Genomic DNA, 20,167 nt, shown 5'->3' with positions numbered 1-20,167 from the left:
TAGTTGGCTGATTTTTATGTGGCGTTAAAACGCTCTGTTTAATAGGAAAGGGGAAGGCTGATATTTATTGCGAAAAAAAATGATTAAAATTAAAACAATTTTCTGCACCAAGGAAAGATGAAGATATCGAGGCAATCTTTTTTCGTGCTGTTATAATCATCACCATTGTATAAATAACCAGTAGATAGCGATGGACGTTTCACTCCTATTAGACGGGCTCAATGATAAACAAAGAGAAGCGGTGGCAGCGCCGTTGGGTAACCACCTCGTACTGGCTGGCGCCGGTAGTGGTAAGACACGAGTGCTGGTTCATCGCATTGCTTGGTTGTTATCGGTAGAGCAAGCATCACCGTATTCGATTATGTCGGTGACCTTTACCAACAAAGCGGCCGCAGAAATGCGTGGGCGTATTAATGAGTTAATGCACGGCTCAAGTGCGGGGATGTGGAATGGTACGTTCCACGGACTATGTCACCGCATGCTTCGTGCCCACTACCTTGATGCGCGTTTGCCGGAAGATTTTAATATTTTGGATTCTGATGATCAGATGCGTTTATTGCGTCGCTTGATCAAAGCGCAGAATCTAGATGAAAAGCATTGGCCCGCTCGTCAGGCTGCTTGGTATATCAATGCCAAGAAAGATGAAGGCTTACGTCCTAAACACGTTGAAACCTATAGCGATCCTGTAGAACAAACTTGGCTGCGTATTTACACCGCTTACCAAGAAGCGTGCGATCGTGCGGGTATGGTCGATTTTGCTGAACTATTGCTGCGATCTTATGAGTTATTGCGCGATAACAAGCATATCCGTGAACATTACCAAGCACGCTTTAAGCACATTCTGGTTGACGAGTTCCAAGATACCAACAGCATTCAGTTTGCATGGTTACGCTTAATGGCGGGACCTGATTGCCATGTGATGATCGTAGGTGATGACGACCAGTCTATTTATGGTTGGCGTGGGGCAAAAATTGAAAATATTCAGCGTTTCTTAAATGAATTTAAAGATGCGTCGTCGATTTTCCTTGAACAAAACTACCGTTCGACCGGCAATATTCTAAATGCTGCCAATGAGTTGATTGCCAATAACAACGAGCGTATGGGCAAGAAACTTTGGACTGACGGCGGTGAAGGTGAGCCGATTTCGCTTTATTCTGCGTTTAACGAGCTCGATGAAGCACGTTTTGCGGTGGGTAAAATCAAAGAATGGCGCGATCAAGGTGGCAGCCTAAACGAAACGGCTTTCTTGTACCGTAGTAATGCCCAATCTCGCGTATTAGAAGAAGCATTAATTCAAGCTGGACTGCCGTACCGTATCTACGGTGGTATGCGATTCTTCGAGCGCCAAGAGATAAAAGATGCGTTGTCTTATATGCGTTTAATCTCCAATCGTAATGATGATGCCTCGTTTGAGCGTGTGGTAAATACCCCGACGCGTGGTTTGGGCGATCGCACGTTAGAGACGATTCGTTTAGCTGCTCGCGATCGTGGTTTAACTATGTGGCAATCGAGTATTGCCTTGCTTGAAGAGCAAGTTTTAGCAGGTCGTGCGGCGAATTCATTACGTCGTTTTATCGAGCTGATTAATGCGCTTGAAGACGATACCGCCGACTTGCCAATGTATCAGCAGACCGATGAAGTCATTCGAAATTCCGGTTTACGTGCAATGTACGAGCAAGAAAAAGGCGAAAAAGCCCAAGCGCGTATTGAAAACTTAGAAGAATTGGTCACAGCAACTCGCCAGTTTGAAATCCCAGAAGAAGCAGAAAGCATGACGCCACTGGCGGCCTTCTTAGCCCATGCGGCATTAGAAGCCGGTGATGGTCAGGCGGATGACTTTGAAGATGCGGTGCAGCTGATGACGATGCACAGTGCTAAAGGTCTAGAATTCCCGGTAGTATTTATGGTGGGTGTAGAAGAGGGGATGTTCCCTAGCTCACGTACCACAGAGGAAGTGGGACGTTTAGAAGAAGAGCGTCGTTTGTGTTACGTGGGGATGACCCGTGCAATGCAAAAACTGTATATCACGTATGCTGAAATGCGTCGTTTATACGGTAAAGATAACTTCCACAAACCTTCACGCTTTATCCGCGAAATTCCCGACCAGTTCGTCGAAGAAGTCCGCATGAAAGCGCAAGTGTCACGTCCGGCAAGCAGTGGTCGTTTTAGCCAAACACAGGTGAATAACAACTTTAATGAGACAGGTTTTAACCTAGGTCAGCGTGTTGAACATCCAAAATTTGGTGAAGGCACCATCATTAACTTTGAAGGCAGTGGCGCGCAAAGCCGTGTGCAGGTGGCGTTTAATGGTGAAGGCATTAAGTGGTTGGTGACTCAGTACGCCAAGCTTACACCAATGTAATAGTATGCGTTTTTAATTGTAACAATAAAGCCCAGCAATCATCTTTTGAGTGCTGGGCTTTTTGTTTTTATCGGTGTATTAGCACGCGGTTATTGGCTGATCACTTTACCTTCTCGACGAGGATCGGCTGCCCCAATAAGCTGATTTGGCGCAATACTTATCGCTTGAATACCTGAATTCAGATCTTTGATTTGGATTTTATAGCCCAGCTTCTCAAGCTTTGGCGCCCACTCTGCCGCGGGCGTGTTTTTTTCAAGTTCAAAGGTACCGAAGCGATTATTCATATTCGGTAAGTTGATCGCTTGTTGTAAATCCATCCCCCAATCAATATACGCGACTAAGGTTTTTGCAAGATAACCAATGATCTGACTTCCTCCGGGTGAGCCGATGGTTAGCACTGGCTGGTTGTTTTTCATCACAATCGTGGGTGTCATTGACGAGCGAGGTCGTTTACCTGGCTCTATTCGGTTAGCAACAGGAACTCCCTCAATTTGGCTGCGGAATGAAAAGTCCGTTAATTCATTATTGAGTAGAAATCCCCTGACCATTAACCGTGAACCAAAACTGTTTTCAATCGTCGAGGTGAGTGAGACCACATTACCTTCTTTATCTACAATCGATAAATGGCTGGTGGAAGGCAGTTCGATCGCTTCATCACTGGCGCGGTTATTGGCATGATTCCAAGGTGGCATTCCCGGTTTTACTTGGGGTAATGCTTTATTTCCCTCGAGTAATTTAGCACGCTCGGCAAGGTAGTTCGGATCGAGTAAGCCACGAACAGGCATTGGCACATAATCACTGTCTGCCATATAGCGACCGCGATCAGCAAAAGCTAAACGCGAGGCATCACCAATTAACTGCCAACTTTTGACGTTATCGGCACCGAGCTTATCCAAGGGATAATGATTGAGCATGGCCAATATTTGCCCCAAGGTTAATGCGCCAGAGCTGGGTGGCCCCATTCCACAAATTTGATATTGACGGTAGGGGGCACAAATAGGCTCACGTTGTTTAACGCTGTAGCTGGCGAGATCCATCGTGTTTAATACCCCAGGATTACCTTCTGCGTTTTGGACGGTATTAACAATATCTCGTGCAATATCGCCTTGATAAAAGGCTCTTGGGCCATAATCAGCAATTTGACGTAAGGTATTTGAATAAGCGTTATTAACTAACTTACTTCCTGCTTGAAGTGGTTTGCCTTGTGAGTCAAAAAAGTAGGCTTTAGTCGTAGGGTAGCGACGAAGATTTTCTGCATCGTTCTCAACCATTGCAGCAAGCCGAGGGCTGACGATGAACCCTTCTTTGGCTAATTTGATCGCAGGAAGAAACAGCGTTTTCCATGGCAATTTTCCGTATTGCTGATGACTACGCCATAGCAGTTTAATCGTACCCGGTGTACCGACAGATCGTCCACCGACAACGGCATCATAGAATTTTAGCGGCTGACCTTGATTGTCTTGAAACAAACGGGGAGTCACAGCAAAAGGGGCTGTTTCTCGACCATCAAATGTCGTCATTTGGTTATTGTCATTATCCCAATACACCAAAAATCCACCACCACCGATCCCTGATGATTGTGGCTCAACTAAGCCTAATATTAGTTGCGCGGTGATCATTGCATCAACAGCACTGCCACCCTGACGTAAAATATCAGCTCCTGCTTGACTGGCATAAGGATTGGCCGTGGCGATCATCCACTCTTTACCTGAAACCAACGGTTGTGATTGTTGGTTAGTACTCGGCTCAGGTTCAATGTGATCAGAGGCTTGTTGAACTTCATTGGCTAATGCTGGAAATGAAAAACAACAAACACTCAATAAAAAGGCTGTAGCGGAGGTGAACCTTGGCATCTTCAATCCTTATGAGTGGAGTAATGTCGTTAACTGAACGCTATTTTATACTTTTATTTGCTTGAGTTAGATAATAAAAATGAGAGTTCTATCATACATGTCGAATGATTATCTAAAAGCAAACAAGCTCGTCGCTAATTTTTATTATTCGATGATTGTTGATGAGATCGGATCCCATCAATACTAAATAACAACAGCGCCAACCAAATACAGCCAAAGGTAATGCCATGTTCTAATTTAAACGGCTCTTGATAAATAAAAGTCGCTAATATGAACATCAAACTAGGGCCGATATATTGTAGAAAACCTAAGGTAGACAGCTTTAATTTCGTTGCGGCACCGGTAAAACACAGTAAAGGCAAGGTAGTGACAATACCGGCAGCGACTAACAGTAAATTGAGATTGAAGGAATTATCCGTCAGGTTAGCCGTTGGGCTGCTACTGATAAAAAAGAGATAAATAGCGGCTAACGGTAACAACACAAAGGTTTCAATAAATAAGCCAGTTTGAGCATCAATATTGATTTTTTTTCGTAATAGGCCATAAAACCCAAAGCTGGTCGCAAGTGCAAAGGCAATCCAAGGTAATGACCCAAATTGAATGAGCTCGGCAATAACACCGATCGCAGCGATTAAAACTGCCGCCCACTGTAAGCGACGTAACCTCTCACCCAGTAACAACATGCCGAGTAGCACATTTAACAGTGGATTAATGTAGTAGCCTAAACTGGCATCTAAAAGATGATTGTTATTGACCGCCCAGATGAAAATAAGCCAATTACAACCGACAAGTAACGCAGATATTGTGAGTAGGAAAAGCGTTTTCGGTTGAGTGAGAACGGCTTTGACACGCACCCACTGGCGGCTGAATGCAATAATGAGTGCAAGGAAGAAGAACGACCAAATCACGCGATGACTCAGTATTTCGAGCGGAGGAACGCTGGTAATGGATTTGAAGTAGATCGGCGCTATTCCCCACATGGTATAGGCAGAAATAGCGAGAATGATCCCACGCTTAGCGAGATTGTTGTTATCTTCCATGAAACTCCAAATCTAACATTGGTTAACTTTTATTCTATAGCAGTATATAAACAAGATTGCTTGATATACCAGTATTTATTTTATTGCTGAAAAGATGATGGAAAACCAGAGCATCGAGTTTTTAATTGATAGCCAAGTTACTACCTCGCATCAAAGGGGGCTTTAGGTATAGAATGAACGCCCCGTTTAGCCAAGAGACTTATCATGTCATCCGTCTGCCATCATGGACCCAGTTCTGCATTATCAGCATCTACGAGCGAGTCTGTTTTACAGGAAATTTTCGGTTATCAGCAATTTCGTGTAGGTCAACTGGATGTGATTGATGCCGTCAATCGTGACGAAGATTGCTTGGTGATTATGCCAACGGGTGGTGGTAAGTCATTGTGTTATCAGATCCCTGCCTTATTAAAAGAAGGGATCACGCTGGTTATTTCACCGCTTATTTCATTGATGAAAGATCAGGTCGATCAACTTAAAGCCAATGGTGTTGCTGCCGCCTATATCAATTCGACGATGGAACGTGATGAGATCCTCGCCGTGTTTGATGCGATGAAAGATGCGACTGTAAAGCTAGTCTATGTCTCGCCAGAGCGCGTATTAACGTATGATTTTATTGATCGTTTACGTGACGTACCGCTGGCGATGGTCGCGGTTGATGAAGCGCATTGTATCTCCCAATGGGGACATGATTTTAGACCAGAATATGCCGCTCTCGGACGATTGAAGCAGTCGTTTGAAAACCTACCGATAATGGCATTAACTGCCACGGCAGATGAAACAACCCGCCATGATATTGTTAGCCGCCTAGGATTGCAGAGTCCTCATGAGTATCTAGGCAGTTTTGATCGCCCGAATATTCGTTATATTTTGTGGGAAAAACATAAACCGTTAACACAAATTATTCGCTATGTTGAAGGTATGCGTGGGCAGTGCGGCATTATTTATTGCAATAGTCGTAAGAAAGTAGAACAGATCAGTGAAAAACTGCGAGATAAAGGCATACGTGCAGAGGCCTATCATGCGGGGTTAGATCATGTTGAGCGAGCCAATGTTCAAGAGGCGTTTCAACGGGATGATATTCATATCGTGGTTGCCACTGTTGCCTTTGGTATGGGGATCAATAAACCCAATGTGCGTTATGTCGTGCATTTTGATATTCCTCGTAACATTGAATCTTATTACCAAGAAACAGGTCGAGCAGGGCGTGATGGTTTACCTGCTGAAGCGGTAATGTTATACGATCCTTCAGATTTAGCATGGCTTCGCCGTTGTTTAGATGAAAAAGAAGAAGGGCAGCAAAAGGACGTCGAGCGTCATAAACTGCATGCGATGGGCGCGTTTGCTGAAGCACAAACTTGTCGTCGTCAGGTATTGTTGCATTACTTTGGTGAGCACCGTGATGAGCCATGTGGTAATTGCGATGTGTGTTTAGATCCGCCGCAGCGTTTTAATGCGGTCGAAGTGGCGCAAAAAGCCTTGTCTTGTGTCTACCGTGTTAACCAAAGTTTCGGTATTACCTATATCGTTGAAGTGCTTCGTGGGATGCAAAACCAACGAATCCGCGAGCATGGACATGATAAATTAAGTACTTATGGTATTGGGCGTGAATACAGCCATGAATATTGGGTGAGTGTATTACGCCAGTTAATTCATTTGGGGTACTTAACCCAGAATATTAGCCGTAATTCCGTACTGCAATTAACAGAAAAAGCCCGCCCACTATTACGTGCTGAGATTGGTTTAGAACTTGCAGTTCCGCGACTGGATAATATTGCCCGTAACATGAAAGTGAATAAACTCGCGAATCGCCAGTACGATAAAAAATTGTTTGCTAAGTTACGTAAATTGCGAAAAGCGATTGCTGATGAAGAAGATCTACCGCCTTATGTGGTGTTTAACGATGCTAGCTTAATGGAAATGGCAGAGCGATTACCGACGTCAAATGGCGACTTTCTTGCGGTGAACGGGGTGGGTCAGCGTAAACTAGAAAAATACGGAGAGGTTTTTTTAGGCTTGATCCGTGATCATTTATTGGCAATTGAAGAGCCGCATTAAAATATCGAATCTAGCAAGTTGAGTATAGATATAAAAAAACCGGGCTCATGGTAAGCCCGGCTAGAATGCGTTAAAGAAACAGCCTTAATAGGGTGTTTGGTCACGACAAAACAGCTTGCGTATTTTTGGTGGAATATTCATTTCACCGAGCTGCTAGGTTATGCGACGGGACTCGCGATAACGTACTCCAGCAGCTGCCCAATAAGACCACGATGATAAGTGGAATACTAGAGCAACTTTAACCTTTGTAATGCTAATTAACACTTGGTTACATCAAGGGATAACAAGGATTGAAGCCCGCTATTTAAAGCAATAAATAGGAGTCATGATGACAGCAGTAATAAGTCACGTATTCGGTATTCGTCAGTTTGATCGCGACGCACGTTTTTTATCGATTAAAAGCCCGGTATTTGATTTCGATAGTTTTGATACGATCGCAGAATCTTTCTTACTCGCCATTGATGCTAAGATGGTAGAGAAAGAGAGTAATGCAGATCTACATATTTGGTTGATTGATTTTGAAGGTTGTCGTTTGCTGTTAAAAGGTGAGCATTACAGCGGTGCGTTATGGCTTGAAGCCATGAGTGATGACGATGAAGAAACACTCACTTTTATTGCGAGCTTATTAAATTAATCTCGCAGGTAAGATCAAAAGCTAGGCAAGCAAGCTGGTTTCTGTATAATCGCCGACCTGGTCGTTGTTGGCGATAAAACGCTGGCAGCAAAGTATGTTTGGGTTCCCTCCCCCCATTGACAAAAAGGTCTCACATGACGACTGCTTTATCTCAATCTAATGCTATAGCTTCACCCTCTTTTACTCCACAACAGCAACGTAAAGCCCTAGGTTATTTAGTGCTATTTCATTTACTCGTAATTGCATCGAGTAACTATTTAGTGCAGTTACCTTTTACCGTATTTGGTTATCACACCACCTGGGGAGCGTTTACTTTTCCGTTTATCTTTTTAGCTACCGATCTTACCGTGCGTATTTTTGGGGCTGGAATGGCGCGTAAAATTATTTTCCGTGTCATGATGCCTGCACTGCTCGTATCGTATTTATTATCGGTCTTGTTCTTCCAAGGCGAATACCAAGGGCTAGGACATTTAACGGAATTTAATCTGTTTGTTGCTCGTATTGCGATTGCCAGTTTTATGGCTTACTTGCTAGGGCAAATTTTAGATGTGTCGGTATTCAACCGCCTACGCCAATTAAAACAATGGTGGATAGCCCCTACGGCCTCCACTATTTTTGGTAATGCGATTGATACCATTGCGTTCTTTGGTATAGCGTTTTACCACAGTCCCGATCCGTTTATGGCAGCAAATTGGACGGAAATTGCGTTGGTGGATTACAGCTTTAAGTTAATTATTAGTCTCGGACTATTTGTGCCTATTTATGGCGTATTACTTAATTACTTAATTGATAAGCTGACAACGTTACCACCGCAAACGTTAGTGGCGGCAAAGACTAATCAATAGTTTTGTTACTAGTGATAAGGGTTAAAGAAGAAACCGATCCTAAGATCGGTTTTTTTATACAGTGAAGACACTGGTTAAAAAATATCGTGTCAAATGACAATTATTCTCAATAAAATACTTGCATCTCAAGTGAGAATGGTTATTATTAACATGCACTCAGGCGATAGGGATGGAACATAATCATATCGTCTTGATGGCACGACATTGCTCACATTGCTTCCAGTGTACTACAGCTCCGGTTGCGTGTTATTAGTGTAGGGCTAATAACCGAACACCACTTCTGCTGAGCGACGCTACTCATCGTAGCGTCGCTTTTTCTTTTTTAAGATCTGTCTAGTCTATTCTTATCTTCCATTGATCCGTTATCGTTAAGCCGTTTATTTTTTTCTATTGCATTCACGATGGCATAGTCTTTATGTGTGATTTTGCTGTGCCACGATCGAAGCGTCTTTATTGATCACTATTAAGATAAAAAAGAGATCAACTTTCTATGCTTTAGTTTTTTATCGAAGATAAATTTTCACTGATAGGTATCTCTGCCATTAAATAGTGTATAAGTGGCTAAAATTACCGCAATTTAGTTATTTTTGGTTTTGATACTAAACAAATCGTCTGATTTTTATGATGTTATTACCGCATTTGGCTTTATCACTATGAGGTTTTCCACAATTAATGATCAAATAGGGATCGAGGATCGAAATCAAGGTTCATGGCTAAGTTGTTGATTGTGTTTGTAATAGTTTCTTATTTGTCAAATTACCCAAAAAACGATCAACTGGCGTAAATTAAATACTAACAAAGTTATCCACAGAAAAAGTGAGAATAGAATAAAACATTGGTTAACACTTGCGACAGGGCGTGGCATTCTATGGTTATTGCATTTTTCCTGTCGCTCAACGCCTAATATGGTCGATAATAGAGCTACTAACCTGAACGACAAACGCTTGGATATAAGAATAACCCTATGGCAACTATTCCAGAAAATCCATTGATCCTGATTGATGGATCCTCTTACCTGTATCGCGCTTACCATGCTGCACCGAATTTCACTAATTCTGACGGTGAGCCGACGGGCGCAATTTATGGTGTTGTAAACATGCTACGTAGCATGTTACGTCAATTTTCAACCGAACATATCGCAGTGATCTTTGATGCGAAAGGGAAAACCTTCCGTGATGATATGTATCCTGAATATAAAGCCAATCGTCCACCGATGCCGGACGATCTTCGCAGTCAGATCGAACCATTGCATGCGGTGATCAAAGCGATGGGGCTACCATTGATCGCGATCTCTGGGGTTGAAGCTGATGATGTGATTGGCACGTTATCCACACAAGCATCACAACAAGGTATGCCAGTACTTATCAGTACAGGTGATAAAGATATGGCGCAGCTGGTGGATCAAAATGTTACTTTGATCAATACCATGACTGATGTTGTGATGGATCCCGCTGGTGTTGTGGATAAGTTTGGGATTGGTCCTGAATTGATCATCGACTACCTTGCTCTGATGGGCGATAAAGTGGATAACATTCCAGGTGTGCCTGGGGTTGGTGAGAAAACAGCAAAAGCATTGCTTACCGGTATCGGTGGGTTAGATGCCTTATACGATAATTTAGATGATATTGCTGCTCTCGGTTTCCGTGGTTCAAAAACCATGGCGAAAAAGCTGATTGATAATAAAGAAGCGGCTTACATGTCATATAAGCTTGCCACCATCAAATTGGATGTTGAACTAGATGTAACACCTGATGAACTGCGTAAGGGCGTACCAGATACAGATGCTCTCACCGAGCTGTTTGGTAAGTTACAGTTCCGTCGTTGGTTAACTGAAATGCTTGATGGAAGTGATGGCCGTATTGTTGCTGACGAAAAATCAGGTGATGTGCCAGCTGAAAAAAAAGTCGTTGCACCAACGATTGATCGTAGTGGGTATGAAACGGTTTTAGATAAAGAAAGTTTTGCAACATGGCTTGAACAATTAAAAGCGGCAGAGGCGTTTGCCTTTGATACCGAAACCGATGGTTTAGATTACATGACGGCGAATGTCGTCGGTGTGTCTTTTGCGATTGAAGAAGGTAAAGCGGCTTACGTCCCTGTGGCTCACGATTATCTTGATGCGCCAGCGCAGCTTGACCGTGATTGGGTACTTGAGCAGTTAAAACCGTTACTTGAAGATCCAAAACAAGCGAAAATTGGCCAAAACCTTAAGTTTGATGCCAGTATTGTTGCTCGTTATGGCATTGAAATGCAGGGTATTGTGTTCGATACCATGCTTGAATCTTATGTATTTAATAGCGTTGTTGGGCGTCATGATATGGATAGCCTTGCCCTACGTTATTTAGAGCATAAGAATATCAGCTTTGAAGAAGTTGCAGGTAAAGGTAAAAAGCAGCTAACGTTCAATCAAATCGATTTAGAGCAAGCGGGCCCTTATGCTGCTGAAGATGCTGACATTACTTTGCGTTTGCACAATACGTTGTATCCTAAAGTAGAAGCTGACGACAAACTTAAGCATGTCTTTGAAACTATCGAAATGCCATTAGTGCCAGTACTTTCACGTATGGAGCGCACGGGTGTTTATGTCGACAGTATGTTGCTTGGCGCACAATCAACAGAGATCGCTGCTCGACTTGATGAAATTGAGAAAAAAGCGTTTGAAATTGCGGAGCAAGAATTTAATTTAAGCTCGCCAAAACAGCTTCAAGCGATCCTATTTGAAAAAATGGGATTACCTGTTTTAAAGAAAACGCCATCTGGTACACCGTCAACCAATGAAGAAGTATTGCAAGAGCTGGCGCTTGATTACCCACTGCCTAAGTTACTCTTAGAATATCGTGGACTTGCAAAACTGAAATCTACTTACACCGATAAGTTGCCTAAGATGGTGAATCCTGCAACGGGTCGAGTGCATACTTCTTACCATCAAGCCGTGACTGCAACCGGACGTCTATCATCAAGCGATCCAAATTTGCAGAATATTCCAGTACGTAATGAAGAAGGTCGTCGTATTCGCCAAGCGTTTGTCGCACAAAGCGGGTATAAGATCTTAGCGGTCGATTACTCTCAAATTGAATTACGTATTATGGCGCATTTATCCGGTGATAAAGCATTATTAGATGCTTTCCGTCATGGTAAAGATATCCACGCCGCAACGGCCGCTGAAATCCTTGGCTTAGATATTGAGCAGGTAAGTAGTGAGCAACGTCGCCGTGCTAAAGCGATCAACTTCGGTTTGATCTATGGCATGAGTGCATTTGGTTTGGCGAAGCAGCTAGATATGGGACGTAATGAAGCACAAAACTACATGAATGTGTATTTTGAGCGTTATCCAGGTGTTTTAGAATACATGGAAAGCACGCGTAATGCGGCTTCAGAGCAAGGTTATGTTGAAACGCTCTTTGGTCGTCGCTTATATCTACCAGACATTAAATCACGTAATGGTTTACGTCGAAAAGCAGCGGAGCGTGCAGCAATCAATGCGCCAATGCAAGGAACCGCAGCTGATATCATCAAGTTGGCGATGATTGCGGTTGATGGTTGGGTGCAACAACAACCGGAAGGCGATGTGCGTTTATTAATGCAAGTACACGATGAATTAGTGTTTGAAGTGAAAGAATCAGCACTTGAAGCGGTAACTGCATCAGTTAAAGCATTAATGGAACAAGCAGCGACGCTGGATGTACCGCTTATCGCAGATACTGGTTACGGTGATAACTGGGATCAAGCGCACTAATTTTTATTGGTAATAATAAGAATAATAATAAATAGTCAGCACGATGCTGGCTATTTTTTTTGTTAAAAATAAGCGACAAATAAAAACCAATATGTAAAATTTACTTACAACAAAGTGAAAAAAAACTACATTTAGGGGTTCCAAAAACTGCACGTTTGATATACAGTTACAGGTGTAGGGTACAGAGGTAAGATGTTCTATCTTTCAGACCTTTTGTTTCACGTTATTGGATTTGGCTGATTCAGCCGCCCTGGTCTCACTTTGGACCGGGGCGTTTTTTATTGTGCGCTCGAAAATTTTTTCTCTCCGTTTATACCTTTCTTTGTTGTCTGTTGATTATTTCTTTCTTTTTCGTTTCTCTCTATTTAGCTAATTACTAATCAAATTATGGTCGTTCATTGGTCTATTTGATCTTTTTGGCTTATTTGTTCGCCTTTTTCTCTTAAATTTTCTTTTTAGTTGTTATTTTTTTAGAGTAAATACTTTAAAAAATAAAAACAGTCGCTATACTAAAAACAGCTTCTTGTTCATATTTGCTGTCAGTGCTGATGACATTATCAGCCGTTCAACAAATCCATGAAATAACCATTCCTACACTATTGGGAGTGGTTTTTTTTTGCTCTTTTTTTGGTTAAATGTGGTTGTAATAAACTTCCAGAACTAAACATGGTTTATTAACATTTTATGTTGTTATTTTGTTAAGAAAATAATGTACTAAGTAGAGGCGGGTAAGCAATATTTATATCGGAATTCAGAGGGGAATATGGTCGAGAGTCGCAAAAAAACATGTAAGTTGAGTCATATAAAGGGAAGGGATTGCACTAAGAGTGGAAATCATTATTGTTTGTTGCACAAAACTAAAATACCTCCTGTTTCTCTCTTAATTTGCCCCACCGAGATGGTGGGGAACTTTTATAGCTCCAATCCTTAGAGCTATATAAACAACGTATTTTACTCGTTGTCTTCTTCTACTTGCTCAGGGAAAGCATCATCACCACCGGCAAGCACACGTTGGCGCTCTAGCTCTGGTGCGTACCACTCATCCAATTTACGGCGAACTTGATCGACGCCAATACCTTTTAACGAAGAGAAAGCTTCAACTTGTACGTCACCTTCTAACTCTTTAGTCATTTGGCGGATTTTTAGCACCTGTGCTTTACGAGCACCACTTTTTAGCTTGTCTGCTTTAGTCAGTAAGACCAGCACAGGTAAACGGCTTTCAAGTGCCCAATTAATCATTTGTTGGTCAAGATCTTTCATCGGATGACGGATATCCATCAATACCACAAGGCCTTGTAAGCACTCACGACGCTGAAGGTATTCTCCTAGCGACTTCTGCCATTTTAATTTCATTTCAAGAGGGACTTGTGCAAAACCATAACCCGGTAAATCGATAAGGTTACAGCCTTGAACCACTTCAAACATATTGATCAGTTGAGTACGACCAGGCGTTTTTGAAGTACGCGCTAACCCTTTTTGATCGGTTAAGCGGTTTAGCGCACTCGACTTGCCCGCGTTAGAGCGACCAGCAAATGCAATCTCAACGCCTGCATCTTGCGGCAAGTGACGAATATCTGGCGCACTTGTGATAAAACTTGTATTTCTGTAGTTGAGAGGTTGATTCACTGTTAACTCCGTCCAGTCTTCATGTAGTCGACTGATTGCTTTTATGTGAAGATGTGTAAAATATGTGAAACCGAGCTTGGTTTGTGATCGTATTGTATACTATGTAAGTGAGCATTACTTGTGGTAGTGGAAGCCCTATAATTATAAACGGAATGTCATGAAGAAATTAATATTAATATTAAGCCTTCTTGCTAGTTATTCGACCACGGCTGAAGAAGGCAACATCGAAGCAGGTAAACTGAAAGCTATAACGTGTGCCGCCTGCCATGGTACAGATGGCAATGCAGCGTTGATGCAGCAATCCCCGAAGCTTGCTGGACAGCATCCTAAATATCTTGAAAAGCAATTAAAAGAATACAAACAGGCAATGGCTACCGGCGGAAAACAGGGACGTAATAATCCTGTTATGGGAGGAATGGCCATGGCCCTTTCTGATCAAGATATCGCAGATATCGCAGTATATTATGCTTCTCTGCCTATCTCAGATAATACTTCCCCCAAAGAATCCGTTGAAGTCGCGCAACAACTTTATCGTTTTGGCGATACTGAACGTGGTATTGCTGCCTGTATTGCGTGTCATGGTCCTCGTGGCAACGGTACGAGCTTATCTGGATTCCCTAAGATCTCTGGTCAAAATGCAGAATACGTAAAACTTCAACTGGAAGAGTTCCGTTCAGGTGTCCGTGCTAATGATATGAACGCGATGATGCGTTCGGTTGCTGCAAAATTAAGTGATGATGAAATTAATGCGTTGTCACAATATGTCGGCGGCTTGCACTAAAATCGCTTGATCCGAATTGAAAAAAAGCAGCCTAAAGGCTGCTTTTTTATTGCCTGATAGTTATCGTTTTATATCTTTTAGTGCTTCATTCAGCAAGACTATTTTTACTTCTGTCTTATTTGCTCAACAGCTTGTAAGAGATCTGCCATTTGTGAGGGTTGTTTTAGCTCGAAATTTTGCAGATAAAAATACATTATCCTTCAATAACAATGGTTTGCGTTTTTTTGGTGGTTTGTGCTTTTAAAAGTGTGATATCGGTACATTGTTTCAGTTTTTGGTTACTGTAAATTATCTCGTGTCGACAGGGAAAGCGACAAGGGATGGAAACGCTAGGATGGCATGAGCAGGAGCTCAAAGGATCACAGGACGTCTAGTTAGGATGACTAGGGTTGACGCAAGAAGCGTATTGGATTGTCAGGAAGACACTTACGGATAAGATTTTGCAACGACATGATGTCGTCGCAATAAGTGGTACGTTATGGATAACGTGCTCACAAGGATGGTGGCATTATTATCAGGATGATAGTAAGCGAAATGGAACGCCAACTCAGGACGAGTTGAATTACTATGGACAGGACACGGAAGAGTAAAACTCATCAGGATGATGACGAACAACAAGTTCGCAAGGAAAGCACTAATAACAAAGGGAACGTTGCTTAACCGGGACGTTACACGCTAGTTAGGATGACTAGACAGAATATAAGCCAGTGGCTTACATATAGAGCGATAGGTGCAAGCCTATCGCTTTTTTCTTTTCCCCTCTTTTTCTATCTGCATTATAAACAAGTTAACTTGTTGATCTTTTATCTATCATTATCGTATTTACAGATAAACTTGCACAATTTGTCGGCAAAACTACATCTTGACCGCGATTGGGTATAGAATAGCCCGCTCGATTTTACACCAGTTCCGATTTTGCTAATAATCGGCAACACCGGAGAAGTGATCATGCAGCCATGTCCACTGTGCCATAGTGAACAGCATGGAGTATTTGTTGAAGATAAAAATCGCTGCTATTTTCGTTGTCAGCAATGCGCGTTAATTTTTGCTGATCCTGAGGCTCAGTTATCGCCAGAACAAGAAAAAGCGGTTTATGATCAACATCAAAATAATCCAGATGATATGGGTTATCGCCAATTTTTAGGTCGTTTAGCGACACCATTAGTGGAACGTTTACCGGCTGGGCCATTAGATGGTTTAGACTTTGGCAGCGGTCCTGGTCCAACACTTTCCATTATGTTGGACGAAATGGGATATAATATGGCGATTTATGATCCATATTTTGCACCTGATCCTAGTGTATTAACGCGTCAATATGACTTTGTTACGTGTACCGAAGCCATAGAACATTTTAATCAGCCTGCGAAGGAATGGGGGCTGCTGCTGAGTATGATTAAACCTGGCGGATGGCTGGGGTTGATGACAAAGCTAGCAACCGATGCCGAAGCGTTTACACGTTGGCATTACAAGAACGATCCAACCCACGTTAGTTTCTTTAGTCGCGATACGTTCCGCTTTTTAGCGCAACGTGATGGCTTAGAAGTTGAGTTTGTTGGAAATGATGTGATTTTGCTGAGGAAAACCCAGTAATGACCCGTAAAAAAAGAGGCCGTAAGATTGGCTCTGAAGGCCCAGCGGTATACCGCGATAAAACGCCGAACCAATTAGAGATCGAATCTCGCCAGCGCCAGAAAGCGAAAAAGCGTAAAGGCTTAAAAACTGGTAGTCGCCATTCTGCCGTTGAAGAAACTAAGCAGCGTAATGCCGCGCAGAAAAAAGACCCACGTCTTGGTAGTAAAAAACCAATTCCTTTGATTGTTGAGCCGAAAAAGCCAATGACCAAACAGCAACGCCGTATGTCAGCAGAGCAAGAATTAGCAATGCTTGAAAATGATGCGCAGCTGATGGTTCTTCTTGATCGCTTAGATGCTGGTGAAAAGTTAGGTGCAGGCTTACAGAAACAAGTCGACCAAAAACTTGATCGTATTGAGCAGCTTATGAAGCAGCTTGGTTTGATGGAAGAAGATGAAGTTGAATTGTTCGAGGAAGATGAGTACCGCCCAGCGGTTAAGTCTGATGATGATTTACTCGATCAATTTGAAAAGATGGATTTAGATAAATTCGGTAAGGAGTAACCGTTGCAGGATTTGACGCTTCTGCTTGTTATTGGTGGCACAATTGTAACCGCGCTTGGTATTTATGCGGGCACGCTACTTGTTAAGCTATACCAACAAAATCAACGCCATAAAGTTTTTTTAGCCCGTGCTGAACAACAGCAAAAAGAGGCGATAGAAACGCGTAATAATACGATTTTAGAGAGCGTTTATGTGATTGCCGCAGCGACCAAGCAAGGACAATGTGATTTGTCTGAAGCGGCGATTCGTTTGTATAAGTTGATGGAAGCGCTACAGGCTGATAAGAGTGTTGATTTTGCAGCCACTTATCCAGCAATTACAGAGCTGTATGAGGTAGTAAAAGATATGCCTCGCGGTGAAGCGCGTCAACAAACAGAGAAACGTGCTCGAATGCGCTTTGATCTGGAGCGAATGAAGGCTGAAACTCGATTACAAGAAGCTATTGCGATCGAACTGGATGCCATCCTGTCTACGAAGTCTTAATGACTTGATCTGAACGATTACAGTCATCGTCTAATCTGATTAGGCGATGACTGTATTGTCTTATAAACTATAAGTGTTATTCGTCTTACTATCATTACACGTTTAACTCTTTATTCTCCCTACAATATTGGAAATATGTCATGTCAAATGAGCAGATTATTTGGGATCAGGCCCTGATTGAAAAGTATAACTACTCAGGCCCGCGTTATACCTCTTACCCAACTGCATTAGAGTTTAATGAAGCGTTCACGTCTGCTGAATTTGAGATGGCATGTAAGCAATATCCTGATCGTAAGCTATCGCTTTATATTCATATCCCATTTTGTCATAAGCTTTGTTACTACTGTGGCTGTAATAAAATCATTACCCGTCATCAGCATAAAGCGGATGACTACTTGGATAAGCTAGAACAAGAAATTAAACAACGTGCGACTTTATTGGGCAATCGCCAAGTGAGTCAATTGCACTGGGGCGGTGGTACACCGACGTTCCTTACTGCAGCGCAGATCAGTCGTTTAATGAATAGTTTGCGTGCAGCGTTTAATTTTGATGATGATGCTGAGATCAGCATAGAAGTCGATCCGCGTGAAATTGAACTCGATATTCTTGACCATTTACGTGGCGAAGGCTTTAACCGTTTAAGCATTGGGGTGCAAGATTTCAATAAAGACGTGCAAAAACTGGTTAACCGTGAGCAAGATGAAGCGTTTATCTTTGCGATGGTTGAGCGTGCACGTGAATTGGGATTCCGTTCAACGAACCTTGATTTGATTTATGGTTTACCGCTACAAAATCGTGAAATGTTTGCGAAAACATTAGAGCAAGTACTGGCGATGAATCCGGGGCGTTTATCGGTGTTTAACTACGCCCACATGCCTAAATTGTTTGCGGCACAGCGTAAGATCAGCGAAGAGCTATTACCGAGTGCCAAAGAAAAATTAGGTATTCTGCAAGATACCATTGCGACGTTGACGGGGGCAGGATACCAATTTATTGGTATGGATCACTTTGCCAAACCGGATGATGAATTAGCCATTGCCCAGCGTGAAGGGATTCTGCACCGTAATTTCCAAGGTTATACCACTCAAGGTGAGTGTGATTTATTAGGTATGGGTGTATCCGCTATTTCTATGATTGGTGATTGCTACGCACAGAACCAAAAAGAGTTAAAGCATTACTACCGCGATATTGAAGAAAAACAAAACGCACTGTGGAAAGGGGTCTCGCTAGATGCGGACGACTTACTGCGTCGTGAAGTGATCAAAGCCCTTATTTGTAATTTCCAGCTTGATAAGAAAGCGATTGAAGCGGAATTTAATATCAATTTTGATCAATATTTTGCTGAAGATTTAGAGCTTTTAAAGACCTTTATTGATGATGAGTTAGTAGCGGTGGATCAGCAACATATCTTCGTTGAGCTGAAGGGACGTTTATTGATCCGTAATATTTGTATGTGTTTCGATAAATACTTACGTGATCGCGCTCGCCAACAGCAGTTTTCACGAGTGATTTAATCTTCTTGGATTAAATAATAAGCCCCATTCGAGCAATGCTGGAATGGGGCTTTTTGTTATCTGATTTTTATCGCGTGAGTGATTAACTACGTTGTGCTGCCATCTCGCGAAGTGCTTGTTTCTCGCTTTCATTCAAGAAGGCGATCTCTAAGCCATTGCGTTGTGCTTGTTCGATTTGCGCTTGGCTTAATCCAACAGCGGGTGCTGCTACCTCATATTCGTAAGGTAATTCAATACCTTCAACGGCAGGGTCGTCAGTGTTGAGGCAGGCTAAAATGCCATGCTCGAGGAATGGCTTGATAGGGTGATCTTTGATATTGCTAATAGTACTGGTTTGAATGTTTGAGGTAATGCACGATTCAATACCAATTTTATGCTCTGCTAGATAATCCATCAGTTTTGGATCTTGAATTGCCTTTACACCGTGACCAATACGTACTGCGCCAAGCTCATTAATGGCTTGCCACATACTTTCAGAGCCGGCTGCTTCACCAGCATGAACGGTTACACGTAAACCTGCATCACGAACTTGTTTAAAGTGTGGGTTAAATTGCGCGCCAGGCTGACCTAATTCATCACCGGCTAAATCAATAGCGACCAATTTATCTTTGTGGGCTAGTAAGCCATCAAGCTCTTGCTGACAAGCCTCAACACCAAAGGTACGACTCATTATACCGATTAAGTTCGCTTTGATACCAAAGTCACGACAACCAGCTTCTACTCCATCAATAATGGCTTCAACCACACCTGCGATCGGCAAGTTGTGCTTCATTGCCATGTAGTAAGGTGAGAAACGTAGTTCGGCATAATCAATTTGTGCATGCAAGGCATCTTCAACGTTTTCATAAGCGACACGACGACAAGCATCGAGATCGCCTAATACTGCAACCCCCCAGTCTAGCTTTGACAAAAAGGCTACAAGACTAGGTTCAGCTTCAACGATCTGAACGTGTGGGCGTAAACTTTCTAGATCATGGCCTGGTAGCGCCATATTAAATTGCTGGCCAAGTTCTAGGATAGTTTGAGGGCGAATGTTGCCATCAAGGTGACGGTGTAGATCCGTTAAAGGAAGATGCTTGTTGATCATTATGATTATTCCGATG

15 protein-coding genes are annotated in these 20,167 nt (G+C 42.5%); 11 read left to right on the top strand and 4 right to left on the bottom strand.

The genetic code is table 11. From position 1 onward, the window contains the following. Window positions 1–190 precede the first annotated feature (190 nt). Complete coding sequence (gene uvrD / locus C9J42_RS17665; protein WP_005372483.1) at window positions 191–2,362, top strand: DNA helicase II; 2,172 nt, start codon at window positions 191–193, stop codon at window positions 2,360–2,362. 89 nt (window positions 2,363–2,451) lie between these two features. Here the strand turns inward: uvrD and ggt are convergent, their stop codons facing one another. Further along, window positions 2,452–4,215 carry a gamma-glutamyltransferase gene (ggt, locus tag C9J42_RS17660; protein ID WP_107291119.1) on the bottom strand — a complete coding sequence of 588 codons (1,764 nt, stop codon included), beginning with the start codon at window positions 4,213–4,215 and terminating at the stop codon, window positions 2,452–2,454. 134 nt (window positions 4,216–4,349) lie between these two features. Then, window positions 4,350–5,255 (bottom strand): EamA family transporter RarD, encoded by a 906-nt coding sequence (gene rarD, locus C9J42_RS17655; protein WP_107291118.1) that lies wholly within the window; start codon window positions 5,253–5,255, stop codon window positions 4,350–4,352. Between the two features lie 204 nt (window positions 5,256–5,459). Between rarD and recQ the strand changes: the two genes are divergently transcribed. The 4 genes from recQ (at window position 5,460) to polA (ending at window position 12,525) form a co-directional block, all read left to right on the top strand. Then, window positions 5,460–7,310 carry an ATP-dependent DNA helicase RecQ gene (recQ, locus tag C9J42_RS17650; RefSeq protein ID WP_107207798.1) on the top strand — a complete coding sequence of 617 codons (1,851 nt, stop codon included), beginning with the start codon at window positions 5,460–5,462 and terminating at the stop codon, window positions 7,308–7,310. 328 nt (window positions 7,311–7,638) lie between these two features. After that, on the top strand, window positions 7,639–7,944 hold the full coding sequence (locus C9J42_RS17645; protein WP_107302214.1) for a DUF3630 family protein: 306 nt from the start codon (window positions 7,639–7,641) through the stop codon (window positions 7,942–7,944). Between the two features lie 134 nt (window positions 7,945–8,078). Then, complete coding sequence (locus C9J42_RS17640) at window positions 8,079–8,789, top strand: 7-cyano-7-deazaguanine/7-aminomethyl-7-deazaguanine transporter (protein ID WP_107207796.1); 711 nt, start codon at window positions 8,079–8,081, stop codon at window positions 8,787–8,789. A 964-nt stretch (window positions 8,790–9,753) separates the two neighbouring features. Then, window positions 9,754–12,525, top strand: a complete 2,772-nt coding sequence (gene polA, locus C9J42_RS17635; protein ID WP_107261172.1) for a DNA polymerase I — start codon at window positions 9,754–9,756, stop codon at window positions 12,523–12,525. 951 nt (window positions 12,526–13,476) lie between these two features. On the opposite strand, the gene yihA is transcribed toward polA, so the two are convergent. Next, complete coding sequence (gene yihA, locus C9J42_RS17630; RefSeq protein WP_105061451.1) at window positions 13,477–14,151, bottom strand: ribosome biogenesis GTP-binding protein YihA/YsxC; 675 nt, start codon at window positions 14,149–14,151, stop codon at window positions 13,477–13,479. A 157-nt stretch (window positions 14,152–14,308) separates the two neighbouring features. On the opposite strand from yihA, the gene C9J42_RS17625 reads away from it, so the two are divergent. The 6 genes from C9J42_RS17625 (at window position 14,309) to hemN (ending at window position 19,064) form a co-directional block, all read left to right on the top strand. After that, window positions 14,309–14,932 (top strand): cytochrome c, encoded by a 624-nt coding sequence (locus C9J42_RS17625; RefSeq protein WP_107261169.1) that lies wholly within the window; start codon window positions 14,309–14,311, stop codon window positions 14,930–14,932. A 16-nt stretch (window positions 14,933–14,948) separates the two neighbouring features. Continuing rightward, complete coding sequence (locus tag C9J42_RS21460) at window positions 14,949–15,176, top strand: hypothetical protein (RefSeq protein ID WP_146144307.1); 228 nt, start codon at window positions 14,949–14,951, stop codon at window positions 15,174–15,176. Between the two features lie 704 nt (window positions 15,177–15,880). Beyond that, the gene (locus C9J42_RS17615) at window positions 15,881–16,522 is read left to right on the top strand and encodes a class I SAM-dependent methyltransferase (protein WP_107207792.1); all 642 of its coding nucleotides are present in this window, start codon (window positions 15,881–15,883) and stop codon (window positions 16,520–16,522) included. Then, on the top strand, window positions 16,522–17,067 hold the full coding sequence (gene yihI, locus C9J42_RS17610) for a Der GTPase-activating protein YihI (protein ID WP_045084567.1): 546 nt from the start codon (window positions 16,522–16,524) through the stop codon (window positions 17,065–17,067). The genes C9J42_RS17615 and yihI overlap by 1 nt, the downstream gene beginning before the upstream one ends. A 3-nt stretch (window positions 17,068–17,070) precedes the next feature. After that, window positions 17,071–17,550 (top strand): DUF2489 domain-containing protein, encoded by a 480-nt coding sequence (locus tag C9J42_RS17605; protein WP_107207791.1) that lies wholly within the window; start codon window positions 17,071–17,073, stop codon window positions 17,548–17,550. Between the two features lie 140 nt (window positions 17,551–17,690). After that, window positions 17,691–19,064 (top strand): oxygen-independent coproporphyrinogen III oxidase, encoded by a 1,374-nt coding sequence (gene hemN, locus C9J42_RS17600; RefSeq protein WP_107261167.1) that lies wholly within the window; start codon window positions 17,691–17,693, stop codon window positions 19,062–19,064. Between the two features lie 82 nt (window positions 19,065–19,146). On the opposite strand, the gene add is transcribed toward hemN, so the two are convergent. Continuing rightward, window positions 19,147–20,151 carry an adenosine deaminase gene (add, locus tag C9J42_RS17595; RefSeq protein ID WP_107261165.1) on the bottom strand — a complete coding sequence of 335 codons (1,005 nt, stop codon included), beginning with the start codon at window positions 20,149–20,151 and terminating at the stop codon, window positions 19,147–19,149. Between the last annotated feature and the right edge of the window lie 16 nt (window positions 20,152–20,167).

Source organism: Photobacterium sp. GB-56, from assembly GCF_003026105.1.
Taxonomy (GTDB): Bacteria; Pseudomonadota; Gammaproteobacteria; order Enterobacterales; family Vibrionaceae; genus Photobacterium.
Note: the sequence above shows the minus strand (reverse complement) of the source record. Positions and strands in the feature narration are given on the sequence as shown.